Here is a 21,089-nt window from a genome sequence, read left to right as displayed (position 1 = left end):
GACGCGGGGAAAGCGCTTTCCTACTGTGGCATCCGTTTCTGCTCTGCCCGGGCAAGGGGACGCCGTACCCAACCATTGGAGAAGCATGATGCGCCTGACATCCGTCCTCGCCTGCGCCGGCCTGTTAGCCGGCACGCTCGCCGTCGCGCAACCAGCACACGCCGCGCCCACCCGCTACGAGGCCGAGACCTCGCCCGCCGTCTGCAACGGCAGCATCGACAGCGACCACTCCGGATATTCGGGAAGCGGATTCTGCAACGGCGACAACGGCACCGGCGGCTACGCCCAGTTCACCGTCAACGCCGCCGCAGCCGGCACCACCACCCTCGCCATCCGCCACGCCAACGGCACCACGAGCGGCCGCCCCGCCGACCTGATCGTCAACGGCGCCACCACCCGGACCGTCCCGTTCGCGGCCACCGGCGCCTGGACCACCTGGGCCACCACGACCCTGACCGTGCCGCTGAACGCCGGAAGCAACACCATCCGGCTCAGCCCCACCACCTCGAACGGCCTGCCCAACATCGACTACATCGACGTGGAAGCGGGCGGAACGACGCAACCGCCCGCCGACACGTTGTACGTGGCGCCGAACGGCGGCGACAGCGCGGCCGGGACGGAGTCGGACCCGACGACCCTCACCTCCGCGATCTCCCGCGTCGCCTCCGGCGGGACGATCTACATGCGCGGCGGCACCTACCGGTTCTCGCAGACGGTCACCATACCGCCGGGCAACGACGGCACCTCGGGCGACCGCACGCAACTGTTCGCCTATCCAGGCGAGACGCCGGTGCTGAACTTCTCGGCCCAGAGCGAGGACTCGGCGAACCGCGGGCTTGCCGTGGGCGGGTCGTTCTGGCACATCCACGGCATCGTCGTCGAGCGCGCCGGTGACAACGGCATCCTCCTGGCCGGCAACAACAACATCATCGAGCGCACGGTGACGCGCTTCAACCGCGACTCGGGCCTGCAGCTCTCACGGCTGGTGGCCGGGGCGCCCGCGGACCAGTGGCCGTCCGGCAACCTCGTTCTGAGCACGGTGTCGCACGACAACGCCGACTCCGACGGCGAGGACGCCGACGGCTTCGCCCCGAAGCTCACCGTCGGCCCAGGCAACGTCTTCCGCTACACCGTGTCCCACAACAACATCGACGACGGCTACGACCTGTTCACCAAGGACGACACCGGACCCATCGGCGCGGTGACCATCGAGGACTCCCTCGCCTACGACAACGGCACCCTGAGCGACGGCAGCCAGGCGGGCAACGGTGACCGCAACGGCTACAAGCTCGGCGGCGAGGACATCGGGGTCGACCACGTCGTCCGGCGCAACATCGCCTACGAGAACGGCAAGCACGGGTTCACCTACAACCGCAACCTCGGCAGGATGACCGTGTCGGGCAACGTCAGCATCGGCAACGAGGAACGCAACTTCAACTTCGACGGCGGCTCCTCGGTGTTCCGCGACAACACCTCGTGCGACAGCGGGTCGAACGACCGGATCATCGGTGACGCAGACGGCTCGAACCAGTTCTGGTCCGGCTCGAACGGGTCCCGCTGCTCCTCCTACAGCGGCTCGCTGAGCTGGTCGTTCGCCTCGGACGGCCGCCTCGTCGTGACCTTCGGCGGCAGGCAGGTGACGCCGTAAAAGGACTCACGCCCTGGTCTCCGGGCCGGCCGCGCCCGGCTCCGGCGACCAGGGCTCTTGGCCCGCCCTCTCCTTCGTGGCTCTCATCCTCGGGCGCCAGGCACAGCAGGCGATGACCCCGGCGGAGTCGGCGGCCTACGCGGGCGCGATCGTCGTCGCCTCGGCGAGCTGGCAGCTGCTGCTCGCCGGCGGCGGCGCCGTGTTCGGACTGCTGCTGACCGGACCGCGCGGCCGGATCGTCACGGCTGCGGTGTCCAGCGTCCTGATCATGGCACTGGGCCTCGGCATGGTGATGGACGGCTGACGGTCACCCCAGGGTGCTCCAGTCGCGCAGGGTCCTGGGGCCGTCGAGCACCGTGTCGTCGTAGCGGCGGTCGGTGACGCGGATCTTCATGTACTGGGTGCCGGAGAACACCCAGTAGTCGTTCCGCTTCCCGGGCACGGGCATCGCCGCGTCGATCCCGTGCTTGAACGCCGCGTGCTTGAAGAACGTGCCGGCCCACCCGTCGAGGCCCGACGGCCCATGGGTGACCTCGCCGCCGGGTCCTTCACCGTCCAGCGTGGTCCTGACGTACTGGTCGCCCGCGAACACCCAGTACTGCTTCGGGTCGTCCGGCGTCCGCATCACCGCGTCGATGCCGTCGTCGGGAAGGCCGCCGAAGGCGTTCTCCCAGTCGCGCAGCGGCCTCGGACCCGCCACCAGCGTGTCGGCGTACCCTTCCTCGGCGCCGGCGATCCGCATGCGGAGGTACTGGCTGCCGGAGAAGACCCAGTACTCGTCCCGGGACCCCGGGACCCGGAGCGTCGCGTCGATCCGGTCCCGGAAGCCCGGCAGGCTCTGGAACGTCTCTGTCCATGCGTCGAGTCTCGAGGGCTCGGACAGGCGCTCGCCCACCGGGTAGCCCGAGGCCGACATGCGGACCCGGATGTAGCGGTCACCCGAGAACATCCAGTAATAGCCGGGGGCCTTAGGACTGGGATCGTCAGGCACCGGCATCACCGCGTCGGTGCGGGTCGGATGCGTGACGGCGGGCGGGGTCGTGGAGTTCGCCGCGTCGGTGCGGGAGGGGTGCGTGGCGGCCTGCGGGGTCGTGGTCCCCGCCGCGTCGGAGAGGGCGCCGCCTCCCGAGCGGCTCATCAGCGCACCCGCTCCGACGGCCGCGGCGACCAGGACGACCGCGGAGACCGCCGCCACGCCCAGCAGTCGGCGGCGCGGAACGGCGCCGGCCATCGGAAAGTGCTGCGTGCCCGGCACCGTCGCGGCCAGGGGCCGCAGCATCTCGCTCGCCTCCGCGACGGAGGGGCGATCGGCCGGGTTCTTCCGCAGCAGCGCTTCGAGCGGGGGACGCAGCGGTCCCGCGCTGGCCGGGATGTCCGGTTCGTCGCGGATGACGGCGTTCAGCACGCCGACGGGCTCCGGACGGGCGAACGGGGAACGGCCGGACAGCAGCACGCACAGGGTGGCGCCCAGCGAGAACAGATCGCTGGGCGGCCCCACAGGCTGGCCGCTCACCCGTTCGGGGGCGATGTACTCGAACGACCCCACCACGGCGCCGCTGGCGGTGAGCGACTCGCTCCCGGCCAGCGCCGCGATGCCGAAGTCGCAGAGCACCACCCTGCCGTCGCGGCGCAGCAGGATGTTGCCCGGCTTGACGTCCCTGTGCAGCGCACCGGCGGCGTGCACGGCCTCGAGAGCCGACAGGAGTTGCAGGCCGATCCCGGCGACGGCGGCGGGATCCATCGGGCCGGTGGAGGCGACATGGTCCTTCAGGGAGGGCCCGTCCACGTACTCCATCACGAGCCACAACCGCTCATCGTGGTACACCAGGTCGTGGATGTTGACGACGTTGGGGTGGGAGATGCGGGCGATGGCGTGCGCCTCCCTGCGTGCCCGGGCCGCATGCTCGGCGCCCTTGGCGCCCGTGGCCCGCACATGCGTCTCCTTGACGGCGACGGTGCGCTCCAGGAGCCGGTCGGTCGCGCGCCACACGGTCCCCATGCCTCCGCTGCCGAGGCGATCCAGCAGGACGTACCGGTCGGACAGCGCTAACGGTGCACGGTTATCAGCCACCCGACAAACTTACTGATCGTCCGGGTTCCCGGTGCGGATGATCAGAGATCCGCATAAAGCGGCATGCTTGTCACGGACAGCACCGTCGCGCGCGCGGGTAGAAGGGTTGGCGATGGACGACACGTTCTGGGACGAGGCGGACCGCCTCCTGATCCGCTACGGAACCGGCTTCACCCCGCGCGTCATCGAACGTGCCGCGGGCGCGCACGTCTTCGACCGCCAGGGGAGGCCGATCCTCGACTTCACCTCGGGGCAGATGAGCTCCATCCTCGGCCATGCGCACCCCGACATCGTGGCGACGGTCTCGTCCGCCGTCGCGACGCTGAACCACCTCTACAGCGGCATGCTCAGCACGCCGGTGCTGGAACTCGCCGGCAGGCTCGCCGCGACCCTGCCCGCCACGCTGGGCAAGACGCTGCTGCTCACCACAGGGGCCGAGGCGAACGAGGCCGCGATCAAGATGGCCAAGCTCTCCACCGGCCGCTACGAGATCGTCTCCTTCGACCGCTCGTGGCACGGCATGACCCAGGGGGCGGCCTCCGCGACCTTCTCGGCGGGCCGGCGCGGCTACGGCCCGCCGACACCGGGGAACCTGGCCCTGCCCGCGCCGAACGCCTACCGTTCGCCGTTCCGGTCCTCGGACGGGTCACACGACTGGGAGGCCGAGCTCGCCTACGGCTTCGCCCTGGTCGACCAGCAGTCGGCCGGAAGTCTCGCCGCCTGCCTCATCGAACCCGTCCTGTCCTCAGGCGGGATCATCGACCTGCCGCCCGGCTATCTGCGCCGCCTCAAGGACATGTGCGACGAACGCGGGATGCTGCTCATCCTCGACGAGGCGCAGACCGGCCTGGGCCGCACCGGGACGATGTACGCCTTCGAGCGCGACGGGGTCACCCCCGACATCCTGACGTTGTCGAAGACGCTCGGATCCGGGCTTCCCGTGGCGGCCGTCGTCACGACCGCCGAGATCGAGCAACTCTGCCACGAGCGGGGCTTCCTCTTCTACACCACGCACGTCTCCGACCCGCTGGCGGCCTCCGTCGCGCTGACGGTCCTCGACGTCATCGACCGCGACGACCTCGTCGTCCGTGCCGCGCGGCTGGGCGCCCAGTTGTCCGAGCGGCTGCTGGCGCTGCGCGACACGTACGAGGTCGTCGGCGACGTCCGCGGCCGTGGCCTGCTCCAGGGCGTCGAGCTCGTGAGGGACAAGCGCAGCAAGGCGCCCGCCGACGCGCTGGGCAGCGCGGTCACCTCGGCCTGTCTCGAACGAGGCCTGCACATGAACATCGTCCAGCTACCGGGCATGGGCGGCATCTTCCGCATCGCCCCGCCCCTCACGATCGGCGAGGACGACCTGCACGCCGGCGTCGACATCCTCGAAGCGTCCCTCAAGGCCGTGCTCGACACCGCCCCCCGGTGACACCCGTCGACGATCGAGGACATCGTGAGCCAGGAGGTGAAACCCAGCGCCTCGGCCCGCCGCACTTCACGGGATTCATCGACTCGTCGTATTCATCGGCCGCCACCCCAACGCGATGAAATATCGGTGACATCCCGGGCTGCGCTTTCCCGCCGACGAGGCGGACGCCGGGCCACGCTCATATCAGCAGGATCCCCACTCGCATTCACCTGCCTGAACGCTGGTCGGCGCCTGCTGGTGGACGTCGGCGTACGCGGCGGCCCCCGCGACCAGGCCGGCGCCCACCGACAGTGCCAGCACGAAAGTCATGAGCTTGCGTTTGATCATTGATGTCACCTCCCATATTCGCAATCACGAGCATGGTGCCGAAACTCGATTTCAGTTCGTTTACAGCGGATCTAAATCGGCCCTCCTTACGCTGTTCGACAGCTCGTCGCGGACGACAGAACGCGAGTAAGGAGCATCCATGGTTCGCCAGGACGAAACCGCTACGCCGGTCATTCGCATCCTCGGGCCCTTGCAGGTCATCGCGAGGCGCGAGATGACCGTGCCCGGCCGCAACGGCCCCTGGCTGCTGGCCGGGCTGGCCCTCGGCGGTGGCCGGCCGGTGCCGGACGACCAGCTGATCGAGTGGGTGTGGGGACCGGCCGGCGCAACCGTGGGGGCGCTGCGCACGGGGGTTTCCCGCATCCGCGCCTGGCTGCGCGACCGGACGTCACTGCCCGACGTCATCGAGCTGACCTGCCACGGCTACCGGCTCAACCTCGAGCGGGTCCGGCTGGACGCGGCGCGGTTCCTCGATCTGGCCGGGGCGGCGGAGGCCGAGACCGACCCGGCCGACCGGCTCGACCTGCTCCAGCTCGCCATGGCGGAGTGGCGCGCGCCCGTGCTGCTCGGCGCCCCCGAGAGGCTGTGCGCCGGCCCGGAGGTCAACCGGCTGGAGACGGCCAGGCTGGCGACCGTGATCGAGTTGGCGGATCTGGCGCTGCTCCTCGACCGTGCGGAAGAGGCCGTCCACCACGTGACGAGCGTGGCCGAGCTCCATCCCTATGACGAGCGCCTGCACACGCGCCTCATCGCCGTGCTGGGAGCGTCAGGGCGGCGCGCGCAGGCCCTGCGCTGGTTCGAGGCCACCAGAAGGAGGCTCGCCGACGAGCTCGGGGTCGATCCCTCGGCCGAGCTCCGTGACGTTCACGCCGCGCTGCTGGCGGAGGAGACCGGCGCCGGCACCCCGCAGAGGAGCGCCCGCACGGCGCCGAACATGCTCCCGCCGGACGTGACCGACTACACGGGGCGTGAAGGCCTCCGGCTGAGCCTGCGGCACCACCTGTGCGACGTGCGCAGGACGACCGCGTCGATCGTGACGATCTCGGGCATGGGCGGCATCGGCAAAACAGCACTCGCCCTGCGTCTGGCGTACGAGGTGCACGCTCAGTTCCCCGACGGGCAGCTGTACATGGACCTGCACGGCACCGGCAGCCCGGGCGAGCCGATCGAGCCGGCCGAAGTGCTCAGCCGGTTCCTGCGGATCCTGAACGTGAGCGGCGACGCCATCCCGCCCACCCTCGACGAGCGCGCCGAACTGTTCCGCACGCTCGTATCCGACCGCCGCACACTGATCGTCCTGGACAATGCGGCGGACGCGACTCAGGTGATGCCGCTCCTCCCCGGAAGCCCGTCCTGCGCCGTCGTCATCACGAGCCGCAGATCCCTGGGGCTCCCCGTGGCCTGGCACGTCGACCTCGACGTGCTCAGCCCGTCGCAGGCCTCCACGTTGCTGGAAAGGATCGTGGGCCGGGACCGGCTCGGTCAGGATCCCGACGCCGCTCAGGAACTGCTGTCTCTGTGCGGCCACCTCCCGCTCGCCCTGCGCATCGCCGGGGCCAGGATCGCGGCGAAGAGGCACTGGACCGCCGCCATGCTCGTCGCCCATCTCAACGACGAGCGGCACAGGCTGGACGAGCTCGCCCACGGCACGTTGCACGTACGCGCCGTCTTCGCGCTCAGTTACCTGAGCCTGGAGGAGGAGGAACAGCGCGCCTTCCGGCGGCTGGGCCTCATCGAGGTCAGCAGTTTTCCGTCATGGATGGCTGCCGCGCTCCTCGACGTCGACCTCCAGGCCGCCGGCCGACTGCTGGAAACCCTGGTCGACGCCCAGTTGCTCCAGGTCGCCGCGAGCGACCCGGCCGGGCGCGTGCGCTACCGCTTCCACGACCTGGTGCGCCTGTTCGCACGGGAGGCCGCCGAGGCCGAGGACCCGGTTGAGGTACGCACCGGCGCCGTCGAACGCATGCTGGGCGCCCTGCTGTCGGTCGGCAGGGCCGCTTACAGCGCGCTGTACGGCGGCGAGCACCAGATCGTCCGCGGCGCCTCCGAACGCTGGAGCCCGCCCGCCTCCTACCTGCACGACCTGGTGCGCGATCCGGTGGAGTGGTTCGAGACGGAGCGGCTGACCATCGTCCACGGAGTACGGCTGGCCGCGAGCGCCGGCCACGAGGACCTCTCGTGGGACCTGGCCTGCGCGACGGCGATCTTCTTCTCTCTCCGCAAGTATCTCGACGACCTGGAGACGACACTCGCCATCGCCTACGCCGCGGCGGAGCAGGCCGGCGACGTCCGTGGCATGGCCGCCGTGCTGCACCGTCGTGGCATGCTCCACTCGGACAAGGCGCTCTACGACCTGGCCGCGGCCGACTTCGAGCGCTCGCTGGAGCTGTTCCTGTCGGCGGACGACGTGCACGGCAGCGGCATCGCCCGCGCCTACCTGGCCATGATCGACCGTTGGGTGGGCCGCCCCGGCCAGGCCATGGCCCGCTACGAGCGGGCGCTGGGAGAGCTGAGAGCCGCGGGCGACGCGGGCACCGAAGCCCATGTCCTGCGCTGTGTCGCCCAGATCCATCTGGGCGACGACGAGCTCCGGCTCGCCCGCGTCAACATCGAGGCCGCGCTGGCGATCTACGAGCCGCTCAACGCGCAGCGCGGCCTCGCCCAGACGCTCTACTGGCTGGGCAATCTCGAACTGCGCGAGAAGAGGTACGACCGTGCCGGCGACGCCTTCGCCACGACGTTGACCCACGTACGCACGATCGGGGACCGCGTGGGAGAGGCGCTGGCGCTGCACGGCCTGGGAATGTCGAGCCTGGGGAAGGGGCTGCTGGAGGAGGCGGAGGACTTCCTCGTCAGGGCCGTGGGCATCACAAGGAGCGTCAAGAGCCGGCATAACGAGATCCGGGTCAGGACCTCGCTCGGCGAGTTCTACCAGGCGGTCGGGCGGGTCCCGGAAGCCGTCGTCGAGTTAGGGACCGCGGTGGCGATCGCGAAGGACATCGGGGCCAGGCCCTTCGAGGAACGAGCCGCGCGCCTCCTCGACGAATGCACGAGCTGACACGTCGACAGGGTCGTGGCGCTCCTCGACGAGCTCGCGCGGCACCTGACCCCGCAGGCCCTCACCCGCCTGCGCGGCTGAGGGCGAGCACGAGCCCGATCCGGCCTCGGACAGGGTCGGCGCGCACGCCGTACGTGCTCCGGCTCGGCCCAACCGGGCTGGTGGAGCGCCTGTCGGCCGAGGCCGTGCTCCCCTTCTACGACTACTCCATCCGCGTCGAGGCGGACACCCGTTACTCCGGGTGGGGCCGCCGGGCGACCGTGCTCCTGCCGCGGAAAGGCGATGTGATCGACATGGAAGAGCTGGAGGACGAGCTGCCGTACCCGTTGCCTGGATGGGTCTCCTAGCCGGCATCCGATGGCGAGGCGCGCGCAGGTCAGTACTGGTTCATCTTGGCGTCGAGGGCGAGCCCGGCGTCGATCGCCTTCGCGGGGACCTTGAGGCCCATGTGGTCCTTGGCGATCCGCCCGAGCGTGGGCAGGCTCTTGCGGTCCGGCCAGGTCTCCGGATCCCACAACGACGAACGCCTTCGCGCAGTGCGTGTACAGCTCCTCGACGTGACGAGGACCGCCAGCCGCGGCCGCTTGCCCTGGGCGACCAGGTCGTCGAAGAAGGGGGCGTCCGACACGAGCGTCGCGCGGTGGTTCACCCGCAAGGTCTCGCCGAAGTGTCGATCACAGCGGCATCTGCGGTGGAGAGCTCCCATAATGTCCTCACCGAGCGAGGGACGGGAGCATCCCAATGAGGCTGGACATCAAGGTTCTTGGGCCGTTCGAAGTCACAGTCGACGGCGGGCCGCTGAAGCTGGCCGGCGAGCGCCGGGTCGGGCTCCTGGCCCGTCTGGCCATGAACGTCGGCCAGCCGGTCTCCGCCGAACGGCTCCTCGCCGACGTCTGGGGCGAGAGCACGGCGTCCACCGCCGGCAAGCAACTGCACATCGTGGTGTCGAAGCTGCGCGAGTTACTGGACGACGACATCATCGCGACCGTCTCCGGCGGCTACCGGCTGAACCTCGCCCCGGAACACGTCGACGCCCACCTGTTCTCCCGCCTGGTCCGCCAGGCACGAGAGGCCCGGGACCGGGGTGACGGCACGACGGCGAGCAGGATGTTCCGGCAGGCCCTCGGCCTGTGGCGGGGCGCCGCACTGACCGGCATGACGGCCCCCTGGACGCAGATCGAGGCCGCCCGCCTGGAAGAGGAGCGCCTCACGGCTCAGGAAGACCACGTCGACCTGCGCCTGGCCGCCGGCGAGCACCAGGAGGTGGCGGCTGAGCTCGCCGAGCACGTCAAGGCGCATCCCCTGCGGGAACGCCGCCGCGCTCAGCTGATGCTGGCGCTCTACCGGGCCTCCAGGATGTCCGACGCGCTCGCGGCGTACCAGGAGGCCCGGCGCGTCACGGTCGACGAGCTGGGCGTCGAGCCCGGAGCCACGCTGCGCCGGCTCCACCAGGCGGTGCTGACCAGGGACCGGGCGCTCGACCTCGCCTCCCGGAAACCCGGCGCGCCGGGCGTACCGGTCGAGCTGCCCTCCGACACGCGGGTCTTCACCGCCCGGGCCACCCAGATCGCCTGGCTCGACAAGGCGGTCGCCGACGCCGTCCCCGGCGCGCCGGCCATCGCCGCGATCGACGGCGCCGGCGGGATCGGCAAATCGGCCCTGGCCGTCCACGCCGCCCACGCCATCGCCCACCGCTTCACCGACGGCGTTCTGTACGTCAATCTGAACGGCGCCGCCGCCGGGCTCCAGCCGCTGCAGCCCATCGAGGCGCTCGGCCAGCTGCTGCGCTCCCTGGGCCTGGACGGCTCAGCCGTGCCGGCCGACCTGGAGGAGGCCGCGGCCCGCTACCGTTCCCTCACCTCGAACCGCAACCTGCTCATCCTCCTCGACAACGCCCGCCACGCCCACCAGGTGCGGCCGCTCATCCCCGCCGGCGACGCCTGCGCGGTCATCATCACCAGCCGGCAGGCCATGGTCTCGCTCGACAACGCGAGCCATCTCCACCTGGCCGGGCTCGGCCACGCCGACGCCACCGCCTTGCTCGCCCGCATCGCCGGCCCCGGCCGCGTGCAGGCCGAGCCGCACGCCGCGGAGCAGATCGTACGGCTGTGCGGCGGTCTCCCCCTGGCCGTCCGCATCGCGGCGGCACGCCTGGCCGCACGCCCTGACTGGACGCTCTCCTACCTCGCGGACCGCCTCACCGACACCGCGCGCCGCCTGGACGCCCTCGAACACGCCGACCTGGCCGTCCGCGCCTGCATCGCCGTCAGCCACCACCACCTTCGCGAAGAGCCCGCCGGCCACGACGCCGCCCACCTGTTCACCTTCCTCGGCCTCATCGACACCCCCACCTTCACCCCGGCCGGCACCGCCGCACTGGTCGACTGGCCGGAGTACAGGGCGGAAGCCGCGCTGGACCGCCTCCTCGACGCCCGCATCGTGGAGCCGGCGGGGCCCGGCGGCTGCCGGATGCACGATCTGGTCCGTCTCTACGCCCGCGAGCAGGCCGCCCTCGACATCCCCGCCCCCGAACGCGCCACCGCGGTCAGCCGCGGCCTCCACCACTACCTGGCCACCGCCCAGACCGCCAACCTGCTGATCGATCCCAGCACGGACGGGCCCATGAAGGCGTACCCGGCCGGCGGGCGCGGCGCCGACCTCACCACCGTCGCGGCAGCGAACGAATGGGCTGAGAGAGAGCGGGACAACCTCCTCGCCGCCGCCCACCAGGCCGCAGCCGACACCGGCGCCCCCGGCACCGCGATCGGTCTCGCGCATGCCGTCTACTGGCTCTTCTGGCGCAAAGGGTGGCTCACGGAGCTCTCCGGATTGTTGCGGAAGTCGCTGGACATCGCGGAGCGGTGTGGCGACTGGGTGGGCCTGGCCATGGGGCACACGAACATCGGCGCCGTCTTCCAGGAGCAAGGGCACTTCGCGGCCTCGGTCCATCACCTCAACGAATCCCTCGCCTGCTGGGATCGTACGGACCAGCCCCTCCGCAAGGCGGGGACGTACAACGATCTCGGCATCACCTACACCATGCTCGGGAGGTTCGACGACGCGCTGGCCGCCCTGGACAGCGGCCTCGCCATGACCCAGGAGAGCGGCCGGCGTGACCACGAGGCGTCCGTCCGCAACAACCGCGTCCACGTCTTCTACCGGCAGCTGAGGTTCGAAGAAGCGATCGCGGAGGCTCGCCTGGTCCTGGACCTCTGGGCCGACCTGAAGATCCCGGCGGGGGAAGGGATAGGGCAGGACACCTTCGCCGACGCCTGCCGCGCGGCAGGCAGGCTCACCGAGGCGGCCGACCACTATCGCGAGGCCATCCGGCTCCAGCACGAGACCGGCCAGTGGTCCGGGGAGGCGGTGTCCTGCTGGTGGCTCGGCCAGACGCTGTACGACCTCGGCCGGCACGACGACGCGCGGGAGTCCTGGCGGCGGTCGTTGCGCCTCCTGCAGGACGCCAACCTCCTCGCGGCGGAGGAGGTACGCCAGGTCCTCGCGCAGCCCGTGCCGGACGTCCCGCTGCCCATCAGGAACCAGCTGTGAGCCGCCGCCGGCGAGCGTCGCCGACGTGCGTCCGGGTCAGGGCCCGCACAGCTCGGCGAAGCGGCGGGCGTCGACGTTGCCGCCCGAGATGACGACGCCGACCCGGCCGGGCAGCTGCTCCACGCGCCCCGCGAGCAGCGCCGCCAGGCCGCCGGCGCCGCTCGGCTCGACGACGATCTTCAGGCGTTCGAAGGCGAAGCGCATGGCCTGGCGGATCTCGTCGTCGGTGACCAGCGCGATGGCCTCGACCAGGCGCTGGTTGATCGAGAAGGTCAGCTCGCCCGGCGTGGACACGGCCTGGCCGTCGGCGATGGTACGCGGCACGTCGATGGCGATGCGCCGGCCCGCCTCCAGGGAACGTTTGGTGTCGTCACCGGCCTCCGGTTCGACGCCGATCACGCGGATGCCCGGGTGCAGGCCCTTGGCGGCGGTGGCGCAGCCGGCGATCAGCCCGCCGCCGCCCACCGGGGCGAGGAGCAGGTCCAGCCGCCCGGCGTCCTCCAGCAGCTCGAGGGCCGCCGTGCCCTGCCCGGCGATCACGTGCGGGTGGTCGTAGGGCGGGATGAGGGCCAGGCCCCGCTCGGCGGCGAGTTCGGCGCTGAGCGCGGTGCGGTCACCGGTGTAGCGGTCATAGGTGACGATCTCGGCGCCGTAGCCGGCGGTCGCCTCCATCTTCGACGGCGGGGCGTCCTCGGGCATGAGGACCACCGCGGTGGTGCCGAGCTCCCTGGCGGCCAGGGCGACGGCCTGGGCGTGGTTGCCCGAGGAGTAGGCCGCGACGCCCTTGACCAGCTGCTCGCGCGGCAGGCGCGAGATTGCGTTGTAGGCGCCGCGGAACTTGAACGCGCCCGCGCGCTGGAAGTTCTCGCACTTCAGGAACACCTCGGCGCCCACCAGCTGATCCAGGGTCCGTGACCGCAGCACAGGGGTGCGGTGCGCGACGCCCTCGATCCGGGCCGCGGCGTCGCGGACGTCGTCCAGAGTGACCGGGGGAAGGGACGTCATGCGGTGTCTCCTTTCGAGAGGTGGCACGTCGAGCCGGTCGCCAGCCGTGCCTGCAAGCCGTCGAGGAGAGCGTGCAGACCGAAGTGGAACGCGGCATCAGTCGGCCGGGTCGTGGCGGCGTCCATGGCGGACGCGGCGCGGACACGCAGCCGCGGGAACCGCTGAGCCGTCTCGGCGATGTACGCGATGGTGTCGCGCAGGTCCTGCTCCTCGTCCGCGCCCGCCCGGCGCAATTGCGCCCGCCAGGCCGACTCGGCGACCTCTCCCTGTGCGGCGCCCATCACGAACATCAGGACCGTCGCCGCCGCGTGTTCGACGTCCTGGCCCGTGAAGCCCGCGGCTTCGTAGACGGCCAGGCAGTGCTCGTCATAGCGTGCCTTGCCGGGGCCGTAGATGATATGTGTGCTCATGGCGGGTATCAGCCAGAAATGCCGAGTGATCATGGCATAGGCCCCACGGGCCAGTGCCGCCGCCGCCTCGCGCCATCCGATGGCCTCGAGGTCCGGCAGGCCGATCTCGCCGAAGACGTGATCGGCGGCGAGCACCACCAGCTTGTCCTTGCTCCGCACGTGGTAGTACATCGCCGTGGCGGCGCAGCCCAGCTGGGCTCCGAGCCGCCGCATGTTCAGGCCGTGCACGCCTTCGGCGTCCAGCAACTCGATGGCCGCCAGGACGATCTGCTCCTTGGTCAGGGTGTCACGCGGCATGACGTGAGGCTACCGAAGCTCTTGCCCGCGGTTCGACCGGCGCGTCGCACGCACGCTCAGGTCCCGGCCCGGCCGAAGATCCGGCCGGCCAGGTCGACGCCCGTGACGGCGCCGCTCCCGTCGCGGGTGAAGAAACCCCGCTGGCCCTGCAGACCGCCCTCGGTGATGACGTACTCCTCGCCCTCGCCCGGCAGGAAGCCGCAAGCGGCCGGCGGGTAGTCCGGGGGCATGTCGACCTGCGACGCCTGGCGGATCTCCGGCTTGATACCTACCGCGAGCGTGAGCCGGTGCCCGTCGGAGGCGATGTCGAGGTTCATGGCGTCGTTCTCGTAGCGGCCGGCGACCGCCCGCGCCCGCGCCTCGTCGTAGGGGACCGGCTCGGGGTCCCGTTCGACCACGCCGAGGTGGTGCTCCAGCGCCCAGCGGACGACGGCCTGGTTGAAGGGGTAACCCTCCGGGCCGGCGTTGGCGAGGGAGACGACGGCGAAGTCGCGTTCCGGCACGATGAGCAGCTCGGCGAACTGGCCGTTGCCCGATCCGCCGTGACCGATGGTGCGAACACCGTCCACGTCGCGCAGGAACCAGCAGATGCCGAAGGCGTCGCCGAGCGTGCTGGCCCGCAGCTCGACCGTCGGCCTCTGCATGCGATGCAGCGTCTCGGCGGGCAGCACGCCGTCTCCGTCTCCGAGATGGAACCGCGCCCAGCGCAGCAGATCGCTCACCGAGGACACGATGCCTCCGCCGGGATTGTTGGCACGCGAGCCGGCCCGCCAGGCCGCCCACGGCTGGGCGAACCGCAGGGCTCCGTCCTCACCGCGGTTGTGGCCCACGGCGAACCGCCGGACCATGACGTCGTCCGGCTCGAAAAAGGTGTTCGACAGTCCCGCCGGCCGCAGGACGAGCGCGGCCACGGCTCGTTCGAAGGGCAGGCCCGTGACCTTCTCGATGACCCGCCCCAACAGGTTGTAGCCGGCCTGGCTGTAGGAGGCCCGGACGCCCGGCGCGGCGATCATCTTCAGCCCGGCCAGTTTCGCCACGAACGCGACCAGGGAATCGTCGTCGCCGGTGTCGGCCACGTTCCAGTCCAGGCCGGCGGTGTGGTTGAGCAGGTGCCACACGGTGACCTGCGCCGCGGCCCGCTCGTCGGCGAGCCCGAGCTCCGGTACGTACCGGCGCACCGGCGCGTCCAGCGCCACCTTTCCCTCCGCGACCAGGCGCATCAGCGCGGTCGCCGTGAAGGTCTTGGTCACGGACGCCAGATGGAACAGCGTCCTCTCGTCGACCGGCAGCGGGTTGTCGAGGCTCGTCACGCCGTGGGACGCGTGGACCTCGCGGCTGCCCGTCAGCACCCCGGCGGCGGCGCCGGGGATATCGAACTCCTCGGCCGCCGCCGCGACGAAATCGGACAGCTTCTCCTGCATCATTCGCGCACACCTTTCACGAGTTGAACTAAGTTCAAACGAGAGGCTACGCGAGTTTTGAACAAAGTACAAACCGTCGCCCGGAGGTAGCGGCTCGATCAGCTCCCGGTCCCGGCAGCCGCCTCGGCGAGGAGCCGGGCGAGTTCGGCCGGCCTGGTCAGCATGGGCCAGTGGCCCGAGTCGATGTCGACGAGGTCGACGTTCTTGGCCCTGGCGAGCTCGGGCAGGTCGCCGGCGTCGAGCCACTCCTGAGCCTGGGCGGGGGTGTACTCAGGGCACACGAGGACGACCGGGACGTCCCACCGTCGCTCGTCCGTCAGGCGTACCACCCCCTTGGACACCCCCTCGGGCACGGGGATCGCGGCGGCCGCGAAGCGCAGCCTGGCCTCCTCGTCGAGGTCGGCGGAGTCCGGCCCCTCGAACGGCCCCCAGCCGGGGAAGGGCATGGCGCCGTCCTTCGTCTCGAAGAAGTCGGCGTAACGGTCGCCGTCGGCAGCCGGGAAGCCGCCGACGAGGACGACCTCGGCGACCTGTTCCGGCCGGGCGTCGGCGGCCAGCCACGCCAGGGTGCAGGCGGCCGAATGCCCCACCACCATCGGCCTTCCCGGCGCCGCGTCGACGGCGGCGAGCACCGCCGCCACCTGGTCGTCGAGCGTGGCCGAGGCGGATCCGTCGCCCTGGCCCGGGAGGGTGACCGGCACGGGGCGGTGACCGAGCGCCCTGAGCTCGGGCGCGACCTCGTCCCACGCGGATCCGTCGAGCCACAGGCCGCCGATGAGCACGATGTCCATCAGATCCTCCCGAGGGGGCCGTCGTCGCGAGGCGACGGGGGATTCTGGAGCGGGAGGGCCGCCTGCCCTGACCTGTCGGGTCTGCGCATCATGGATGTCCTTCCTGGTTTGTCGGCGCCAGCCGATATCGTGGTGGTGTCGTTACCGAACGTGATGGGAGGTGGAGTGGTGTGCGCAGGTCGTTCAGATCCCTGCTGCGCCCCACCGCCCGGCAGGCGGCGGCGCTCGCGGCGTGCCTGGAGGACCACCGCCAGCTCTACAACGCCTCCCAGCAGGCCACCCTGCGACGGCTCGACAAGGCGTTCAGCGCGTTCTTCAAGCGGGTCCGCGTGGGTCGCGCGCCGGGCTTCCCGCGTTTCAAGGGGCACGGCCGGTTCGACACGGTCGAGCGGCCGAAGGACGGCGACGGCTGCCGGTGGGGCTGTCAGCCGCGGCACCCGTCGGCCACGTTCGTGCGGCTCCAGGGCGTCGGCCACGTCCGCGTCCACCGGCACCGCACGGTCAAAGGCCGGGCGAAGACGATCGCGGTGAAGCGGTAAGGCAACCGGTGGTTCGTGGTGCTGTCGTGCGACGACGTGCCCGCCGAACCGCTGCCTGCCACCGGCGCGGTCGCGGGGATCGACATGGGCGTGGCGTCCCTCGCCACGACCAGCGACGGGGAGCATCTGACCAACCCCCGCCACCTGGCCGCGTCCGCCGACCGGCTGGCCGCCGCGCAGCGGGCTCTGGCCCGCAAGAAGCGGGGCTCCAAGCGGCGGCGTAAGGCGGTGGCCCGCGTCGCGGCGCTGCACGCCAAGGTGCGCCGCCAGCGCCTGGACGGCGCGCACAAAGCCGCGCTCGCCCTGGTCCGCACCGGCGCCTCCCGCACCTGCGCCCGCTGCGGGCACAGCGCAAAGGAGAACCGCGCCACCCAGGCCGACTCCGCCTGTACGGCGTGCGGTCATACCGCGCACGCCGACGTGAACGCGGCGGTCAACATCCTCGGGGCAGGGCTTGCCCTTCGCCGGGCTGCGGGAGCGGCTTAGCGAGAAGCCGCTCCCTTCAGGGAGTGGAGGAGTCACGTCAGTCTTTTTTCTCCAGTACGGACAGATCACGTTCGCTGCAGCGACCTCACAATAGGACCGATTCCGGACGATGTACTTCCGGTTCATACCGTGACCACCTAGTCTGCTCGTGTGCCGGCCGACCTCAGCCCAACCGCGCGAGCCCTGCGCACCCTCGAAACCCTCCAGGCCCGCCCCGGCGTGACGGCCGGCGAGCTCGCCGCCAACCTGGGAGTCACGGAGCGGGCCGCGCGCCGGTACGTCGGGATCCTCAGGGAGGCGGGCATCCCCGTCGAGTCGGCCAGGGGCCCCTACGGCGGCTACCGGCTCGGGCGCGGGACGCGACTGCCTCCTGTCGCCTTCACCCAGCCCGAGGCCCTGGGCCTGGTCATGGCGGTGCTCGACGGCCAGCCGGCCGCCACCGACGTCGACGACCTCGTCGGCGCCGCCCTGAGCAAGGTCATCCGTGCGCTGCCCGAGAGCGTCGGCCGGCAGGCGGCGGCCCTGCGCGAGCACGCGTCGGCCGCGCCCGACCCGCAGTCCGCCCGTCCTGACCCGGCCACCACCGGCGCGCTCGTCGCCGCCGCCGCGGGCCGGCGCCGCCTCGTGATCACCTACCGGAGCGAGTCCGGCGACGAGTGGGAGGCCGACGTCGATCCCTGGGCGGTCGTCGTCCGCCACGGGCGCTGGTATCTCCTGTGCCACTCCCACCGCGCGGACGCGATCCGCACCTACCGGGTCGACCGCATCCACGCCGTCCGGCAGACGGCGTACACGTTCGAACCGCCCGGCGACCTCGACCCGGTCGCGGCGCTGGAGGAGAATCTGGGCACGGGGTGGAAGTTCCCCACCCGCGTGGTGTTCGACGCTCCGGCCTCGGAGGTGGCGCCCTGGATCCGGCCCCCCATGGGACGCCTCGAACCGTCGGGCGACGGGTGCGTGCTCACCGGGAGCACCAGCAATCCGGCGATGTACGCGCAGGAGTGGCTGGCCTGCGTGCCGTTCGCCTTCCGGGTCGAGGGCGGGCCGGAGCTCCGGGCCGCGGTCGCGACGCTCGCCTCGCGTTTCGCCGCCGCCGTGGCGGACCGCCCCTGACCCGGCGCCCGCGAGGCGTCACGCCGATCCGGCGGCGCCGGGGAAAACGTCGGGGTTGGCCTCGGACATAGCGCCGGGGAGAGCCTCGGAGAAGGCGTCGGCGGCGGACCCGTCAAGGGTGGCCAGCTGGGCGCGGATCTGGTCGGTGGTCGAGGGGTCGAGGCCGCCGAGGAGAAGGTGGGCGTGACGCCAGTGCTCGCGGGCGGTCGCGTGGTCGCCGGCGAGGCGGTGGCAGGCGCCGAGGTGGGCGAGGGTGCTGGCCTCGGCGTACGGGTCGCCGAGGGCCCGGAACAGGGCGAGTGCCCGGTGGTGGCAGGCGAGCGCGGCGGGGGTGTCGCCCAGCCGGAGGTGTGCGTCGGCGAGGCACGACCACGCGTGGGCCTGGTAGGGCCGGTTGCCGAGCTCCTGGTGCAGGGCCAGGGCCTGCTCGCACAGGTCGCGTGCCTGGCCGTGGTCTCCCAGGCGGCCGTGGTGGAGACCGAGGTCGGTGAGCGCGATGGCCTGGCCCGCCCGGTCGCCCAGCCGGTCGAAGAGGTCGTGGGCGCGGCGGGCGGCATCGAGCGCGTCGGCGTCCCGGCCTTGGAGCCCGTATACGAGGCCGCGATAGTGGTGCGTCCACGCCTGGTGGGCAGGGTCGTCAGGTGATCGTTCCAGTGCGGCGTCGAGGTGGTGGTGCGCGTCGTCGAAGCGGCCCAGGTCGGCCAGCGCGGCGGCCAGGTTGCGGCGCACCCGTATCTCTTCCGCCCGGTCGCCCAGCCGCCGGGCGGCGGCCACGGCGGCCCGCTGGGTCTCGGCCCGGTCGTGCCAGCGCCCGCGCCGGTGCAGGTGGACGAACAACGCCCGGGCCAGATCGCAGACCTGCCGGTCGAGCCCCAGGTCGGCGGCGAGCTTCAGTACGGCGAGCAGCGCGGGGCGCTCGGCCGTGAGCCAGTCCATCGCCTCGTCAGGCCCTTCGAAGCCGGTCACGGAGACACCCGGCCGGTGCGCTGCGGAAGGTTCGATCTCGATGGGGCCGTGGAGGTGCAGCGCGGCGGCGTGCGCGGTGTGCGCGTAGTGGTCGGCGACGCGGCGCAGCGCGGCGTCCCGGTCGTCGTCGCGGGCCAGGCAGAGCTCGGAGGCGTAGGCGCGCAGCAGGTCGTGGCACGAGTAGCGGCCGGGGGCGTGCTCGGTGAGCAGGCCGGCGCGGGCCAGCTCGGCCAGCGGCGCCCGTACGCGCGAGACCGGGACGCCCGCCAGGCTGGCGGCGGCGGCGACCGTGCAGCCCGGACCGGGATGCAGCCCGGCGACCAGCCGGAACAACCGCGCGGCCGCCTCGTCGCCGAGCGTCTCGTACGACCACGAGAAGATCGCTCGTACGTCGGCGGCACGGTCGAGCGCGCCGAGGGCGTCCCTGAGCTCGCCGGCCAGCTCGCCGAGCGGATGGGCGGGATGGATCGCGGCGCGGGCGGCGACGATGGCTAACGCCAGCGGCAGCCCCGCGCAGCGGCGGACGATGGCGCCGGCGGCCACGGGATCGGCGGCGATCCGGTCATGGCCGAGCCGGCGGGCCAGCAACCGGCCGGCCTCGTCCGGAGACAGCAGGTCGAGGGTGAGCGGACGCGCGCCGTACGCCATGACCAGTCCGGCGAGGTGATCACGGCTCGTGACCAGCACAAGGCACCCCGGCGCGCCGGGCAGCAGCGGAGCGACCTGGGCGGCGTCGCGGGCGTTGTCCAGCACCACGAGCATGCGCCGCCCGGCCAGCAGGCTGCGGTAGAGCCCGGCCTGCGCGGCCGGTCCGTCCGGGATCCGGTGCGGCGGCACCTCCAGCGCGCCGAGGAACTCGCGGACGGCCGCCTCCGGGCGTACGGCCTCACATGACGGGTCGTATCCGCGCAGGTCGGCGTAGAGCTGGCCGTCCGGGAACGAGCCGGCGACCCGGTGCGCCCAGTGCACGGCGAGCGTGGTCTTCCCGACGCCGGCCGTGCCGGCGATCACCGTGATCAGCGGCGAACTGGATTTCGGCTCGTCCGGCGGGCCGAGCAGCGCGTCGAGGGCCGCCAGCTCGGGCTCCCGCCCGGCGAACCCGTCGAGGGCGGCGGGCAGCTGCCTGGGCACCACGCGTCCGCCGGGCGCGGCTCCGCCGGCGAGCAGGTCGGCGTGGACCTGCCGCAGCTCGGGGCTGGGATCGGTGCCGAGTTCGGCGGCGAGCCGGCGCCGGATCGTCTCGTAACGCTCCAGCGCCTCCGCGGGGCGGCCGGCCGACGCCAGGGCCCGGAGCAGCCGCACCCAGAGGGATTCGCGCAGCGGGTGCCGCTCGGCCAGGTCAGCGGGCTCGGTCAGGTCGGGACACGATCCCCTGGCGAGGTCCAGGTCGATCCGCCGCTCCCACGCGGTCAGGTACCGCTCCTGGAGCGCCGGCGCCACCGACTGCTCCAGCCAGTCCGAGCGGATCCCGTCGAATGGGGTGCCGCGCCACAGGTCGAGCGCGGCGGCCACGCGGGACCGCTCGGCCACCCGGTCGCGCGCCGCCGCGGCCTCGTCGAGCAGGCGGCCGAAGCGGAGCGCGTCCACGCGGTCAGGCTCGGTGGACAACAGGTAGCCGCCCGGCGTGGCCACGATGAGCTGGTCCGCGGAGGTTCCCAGGGCGCGGCGCAGCCGCTTGACGTTCGTACGGACGTTGGCCCGGGGGTCGCCGCGCGGATCGGCGCCCCACACCGCGCTCGCCAGCCTGTCCACAGGGACGGCACGGCCCGCGGACAGCGCCAGCACGGCCAGCAGCGCCCGCAGCCGCCCCGCGGGCAGCTCGACCGGCCGTCCGGCCACCGAGACGCGCAGCTGCCCGAGCAGCTCGACGGTCAACACGCGGATCGTTCCCTTTCCCTGGCGGCGGCGAGTTTCACCCGACTGACACAACACTGCCACCGCGCTCCGCCAAGCTGGCGAGAGTCCCGCCCGAGGTGCCGCACGAAGGG

17 protein-coding genes are annotated in these 21,089 nt (G+C 72.0%); 9 read left to right on the top strand and 8 right to left on the bottom strand.

Translation table 11 applies throughout. The features are described from left to right. The first annotated feature begins 85 nt into the window (after window positions 1–85). Window positions 86–1,648, top strand: a complete 1,563-nt coding sequence (locus E1292_RS03660; protein ID WP_439331876.1) for a right-handed parallel beta-helix repeat-containing protein — start codon at window positions 86–88, stop codon at window positions 1,646–1,648. 76 nt (window positions 1,649–1,724) lie between these two features. Further along, window positions 1,725–1,952, top strand: a complete 228-nt coding sequence (locus tag E1292_RS03655) for a hypothetical protein (protein WP_132591946.1) — start codon at window positions 1,725–1,727, stop codon at window positions 1,950–1,952. 3 nt (window positions 1,953–1,955) lie between these two features. Here E1292_RS03655 and E1292_RS03650 read toward each other — a convergent pair whose 3' ends face one another. Continuing rightward, complete coding sequence (locus tag E1292_RS03650; protein ID WP_220446648.1) at window positions 1,956–3,719, bottom strand: protein kinase domain-containing protein; 1,764 nt, start codon at window positions 3,717–3,719, stop codon at window positions 1,956–1,958. A 112-nt stretch (window positions 3,720–3,831) separates the two neighbouring features. Between E1292_RS03650 and E1292_RS03645 the strand changes: the two genes are divergently transcribed. Beyond that, window positions 3,832–5,139, top strand: a complete 1,308-nt coding sequence (locus E1292_RS03645) for an aspartate aminotransferase family protein (RefSeq protein ID WP_132591944.1) — start codon at window positions 3,832–3,834, stop codon at window positions 5,137–5,139. A 183-nt stretch (window positions 5,140–5,322) separates the two neighbouring features. On the opposite strand, the gene E1292_RS50835 is transcribed toward E1292_RS03645, so the two are convergent. After that, the gene (locus tag E1292_RS50835; protein ID WP_165974354.1) at window positions 5,323–5,466 is read right to left on the bottom strand and encodes a hypothetical protein; all 144 of its coding nucleotides are present in this window, start codon (window positions 5,464–5,466) and stop codon (window positions 5,323–5,325) included. A 139-nt stretch (window positions 5,467–5,605) separates the two neighbouring features. On the opposite strand from E1292_RS50835, the gene E1292_RS03640 reads away from it, so the two are divergent. Then, on the top strand, window positions 5,606–8,524 hold the full coding sequence (locus tag E1292_RS03640) for an AfsR/SARP family transcriptional regulator (protein WP_132591942.1): 2,919 nt from the start codon (window positions 5,606–5,608) through the stop codon (window positions 8,522–8,524). Window positions 8,525–8,658: 134 nt separating this feature from the next. Continuing rightward, the gene (locus E1292_RS03630) at window positions 8,659–8,871 is read left to right on the top strand and encodes a hypothetical protein (RefSeq protein ID WP_132591940.1); all 213 of its coding nucleotides are present in this window, start codon (window positions 8,659–8,661) and stop codon (window positions 8,869–8,871) included. A 29-nt stretch (window positions 8,872–8,900) separates the two neighbouring features. On the opposite strand, the gene E1292_RS03625 is transcribed toward E1292_RS03630, so the two are convergent. Next, the gene (locus tag E1292_RS03625; protein ID WP_220446647.1) at window positions 8,901–9,173 is read right to left on the bottom strand and encodes a hypothetical protein; all 273 of its coding nucleotides are present in this window, start codon (window positions 9,171–9,173) and stop codon (window positions 8,901–8,903) included. Window positions 9,174–9,265: 92 nt separating this feature from the next. Between E1292_RS03625 and E1292_RS03620 the strand changes: the two genes are divergently transcribed. Further along, window positions 9,266–12,073, top strand: a complete 2,808-nt coding sequence (locus E1292_RS03620; protein WP_132591938.1) for an AfsR/SARP family transcriptional regulator — start codon at window positions 9,266–9,268, stop codon at window positions 12,071–12,073. 36 nt (window positions 12,074–12,109) lie between these two features. Here E1292_RS03620 and E1292_RS03615 read toward each other — a convergent pair whose 3' ends face one another. The 4 genes from E1292_RS03615 to E1292_RS03600 form a co-directional block, all read right to left on the bottom strand. After that, entirely contained in the window at window positions 12,110–13,078 is a 969-nt protein-coding gene (locus E1292_RS03615) for a threo-3-hydroxy-L-aspartate ammonia-lyase (protein ID WP_132591936.1), read from the bottom strand. Next, complete coding sequence (locus tag E1292_RS03610; protein WP_132591934.1) at window positions 13,075–13,785, bottom strand: TetR/AcrR family transcriptional regulator; 711 nt, start codon at window positions 13,783–13,785, stop codon at window positions 13,075–13,077. The genes E1292_RS03615 and E1292_RS03610 overlap by 4 nt, the downstream gene beginning before the upstream one ends. A gap of 56 nt (window positions 13,786–13,841) precedes the next feature. Continuing rightward, entirely contained in the window at window positions 13,842–15,209 is a 1,368-nt protein-coding gene (locus E1292_RS03605; protein ID WP_132591932.1) for a serine hydrolase domain-containing protein, read from the bottom strand. A gap of 95 nt (window positions 15,210–15,304) precedes the next feature. After that, a complete protein-coding gene (locus E1292_RS03600; protein WP_132591930.1) occupies window positions 15,305–15,997 on the bottom strand; it encodes an alpha/beta fold hydrolase in 693 nt (230 codons plus the stop codon). Window positions 15,998–16,167: 170 nt separating this feature from the next. Between E1292_RS03600 and E1292_RS53435 the strand changes: the two genes are divergently transcribed. The 3 genes from E1292_RS53435 to E1292_RS03590 all read left to right on the top strand — a co-directional run bounded on the left by E1292_RS53435 (window position 16,168) and on the right by E1292_RS03590 (window position 18,135). Further along, entirely contained in the window at window positions 16,168–16,536 is a 369-nt protein-coding gene (locus E1292_RS53435; RefSeq protein ID WP_246089901.1) for a hypothetical protein, read from the top strand. A gap of 15 nt (window positions 16,537–16,551) precedes the next feature. Further along, the gene (locus tag E1292_RS53430) at window positions 16,552–17,022 is read left to right on the top strand and encodes a transposase (protein WP_246089899.1); all 471 of its coding nucleotides are present in this window, start codon (window positions 16,552–16,554) and stop codon (window positions 17,020–17,022) included. A gap of 150 nt (window positions 17,023–17,172) precedes the next feature. Continuing rightward, complete coding sequence (locus E1292_RS03590; protein WP_132591928.1) at window positions 17,173–18,135, top strand: helix-turn-helix transcriptional regulator; 963 nt, start codon at window positions 17,173–17,175, stop codon at window positions 18,133–18,135. Between the two features lie 18 nt (window positions 18,136–18,153). Here the strand turns inward: E1292_RS03590 and E1292_RS03585 are convergent, their stop codons facing one another. Further along, on the bottom strand, window positions 18,154–20,979 hold the full coding sequence (locus tag E1292_RS03585; RefSeq protein ID WP_132591926.1) for an AfsR/SARP family transcriptional regulator: 2,826 nt from the start codon (window positions 20,977–20,979) through the stop codon (window positions 18,154–18,156). Window positions 20,980–21,089: the final 110 nt, after the last annotated feature.

The organism is Nonomuraea deserti (assembly GCF_004348685.1).
GTDB classification, from domain to species: Bacteria; Actinomycetota; Actinomycetes; order Streptosporangiales; family Streptosporangiaceae; genus Nonomuraea; species Nonomuraea deserti.
Note: the sequence above shows the minus strand (reverse complement) of the source record. Positions and strands in the feature narration are given on the sequence as shown.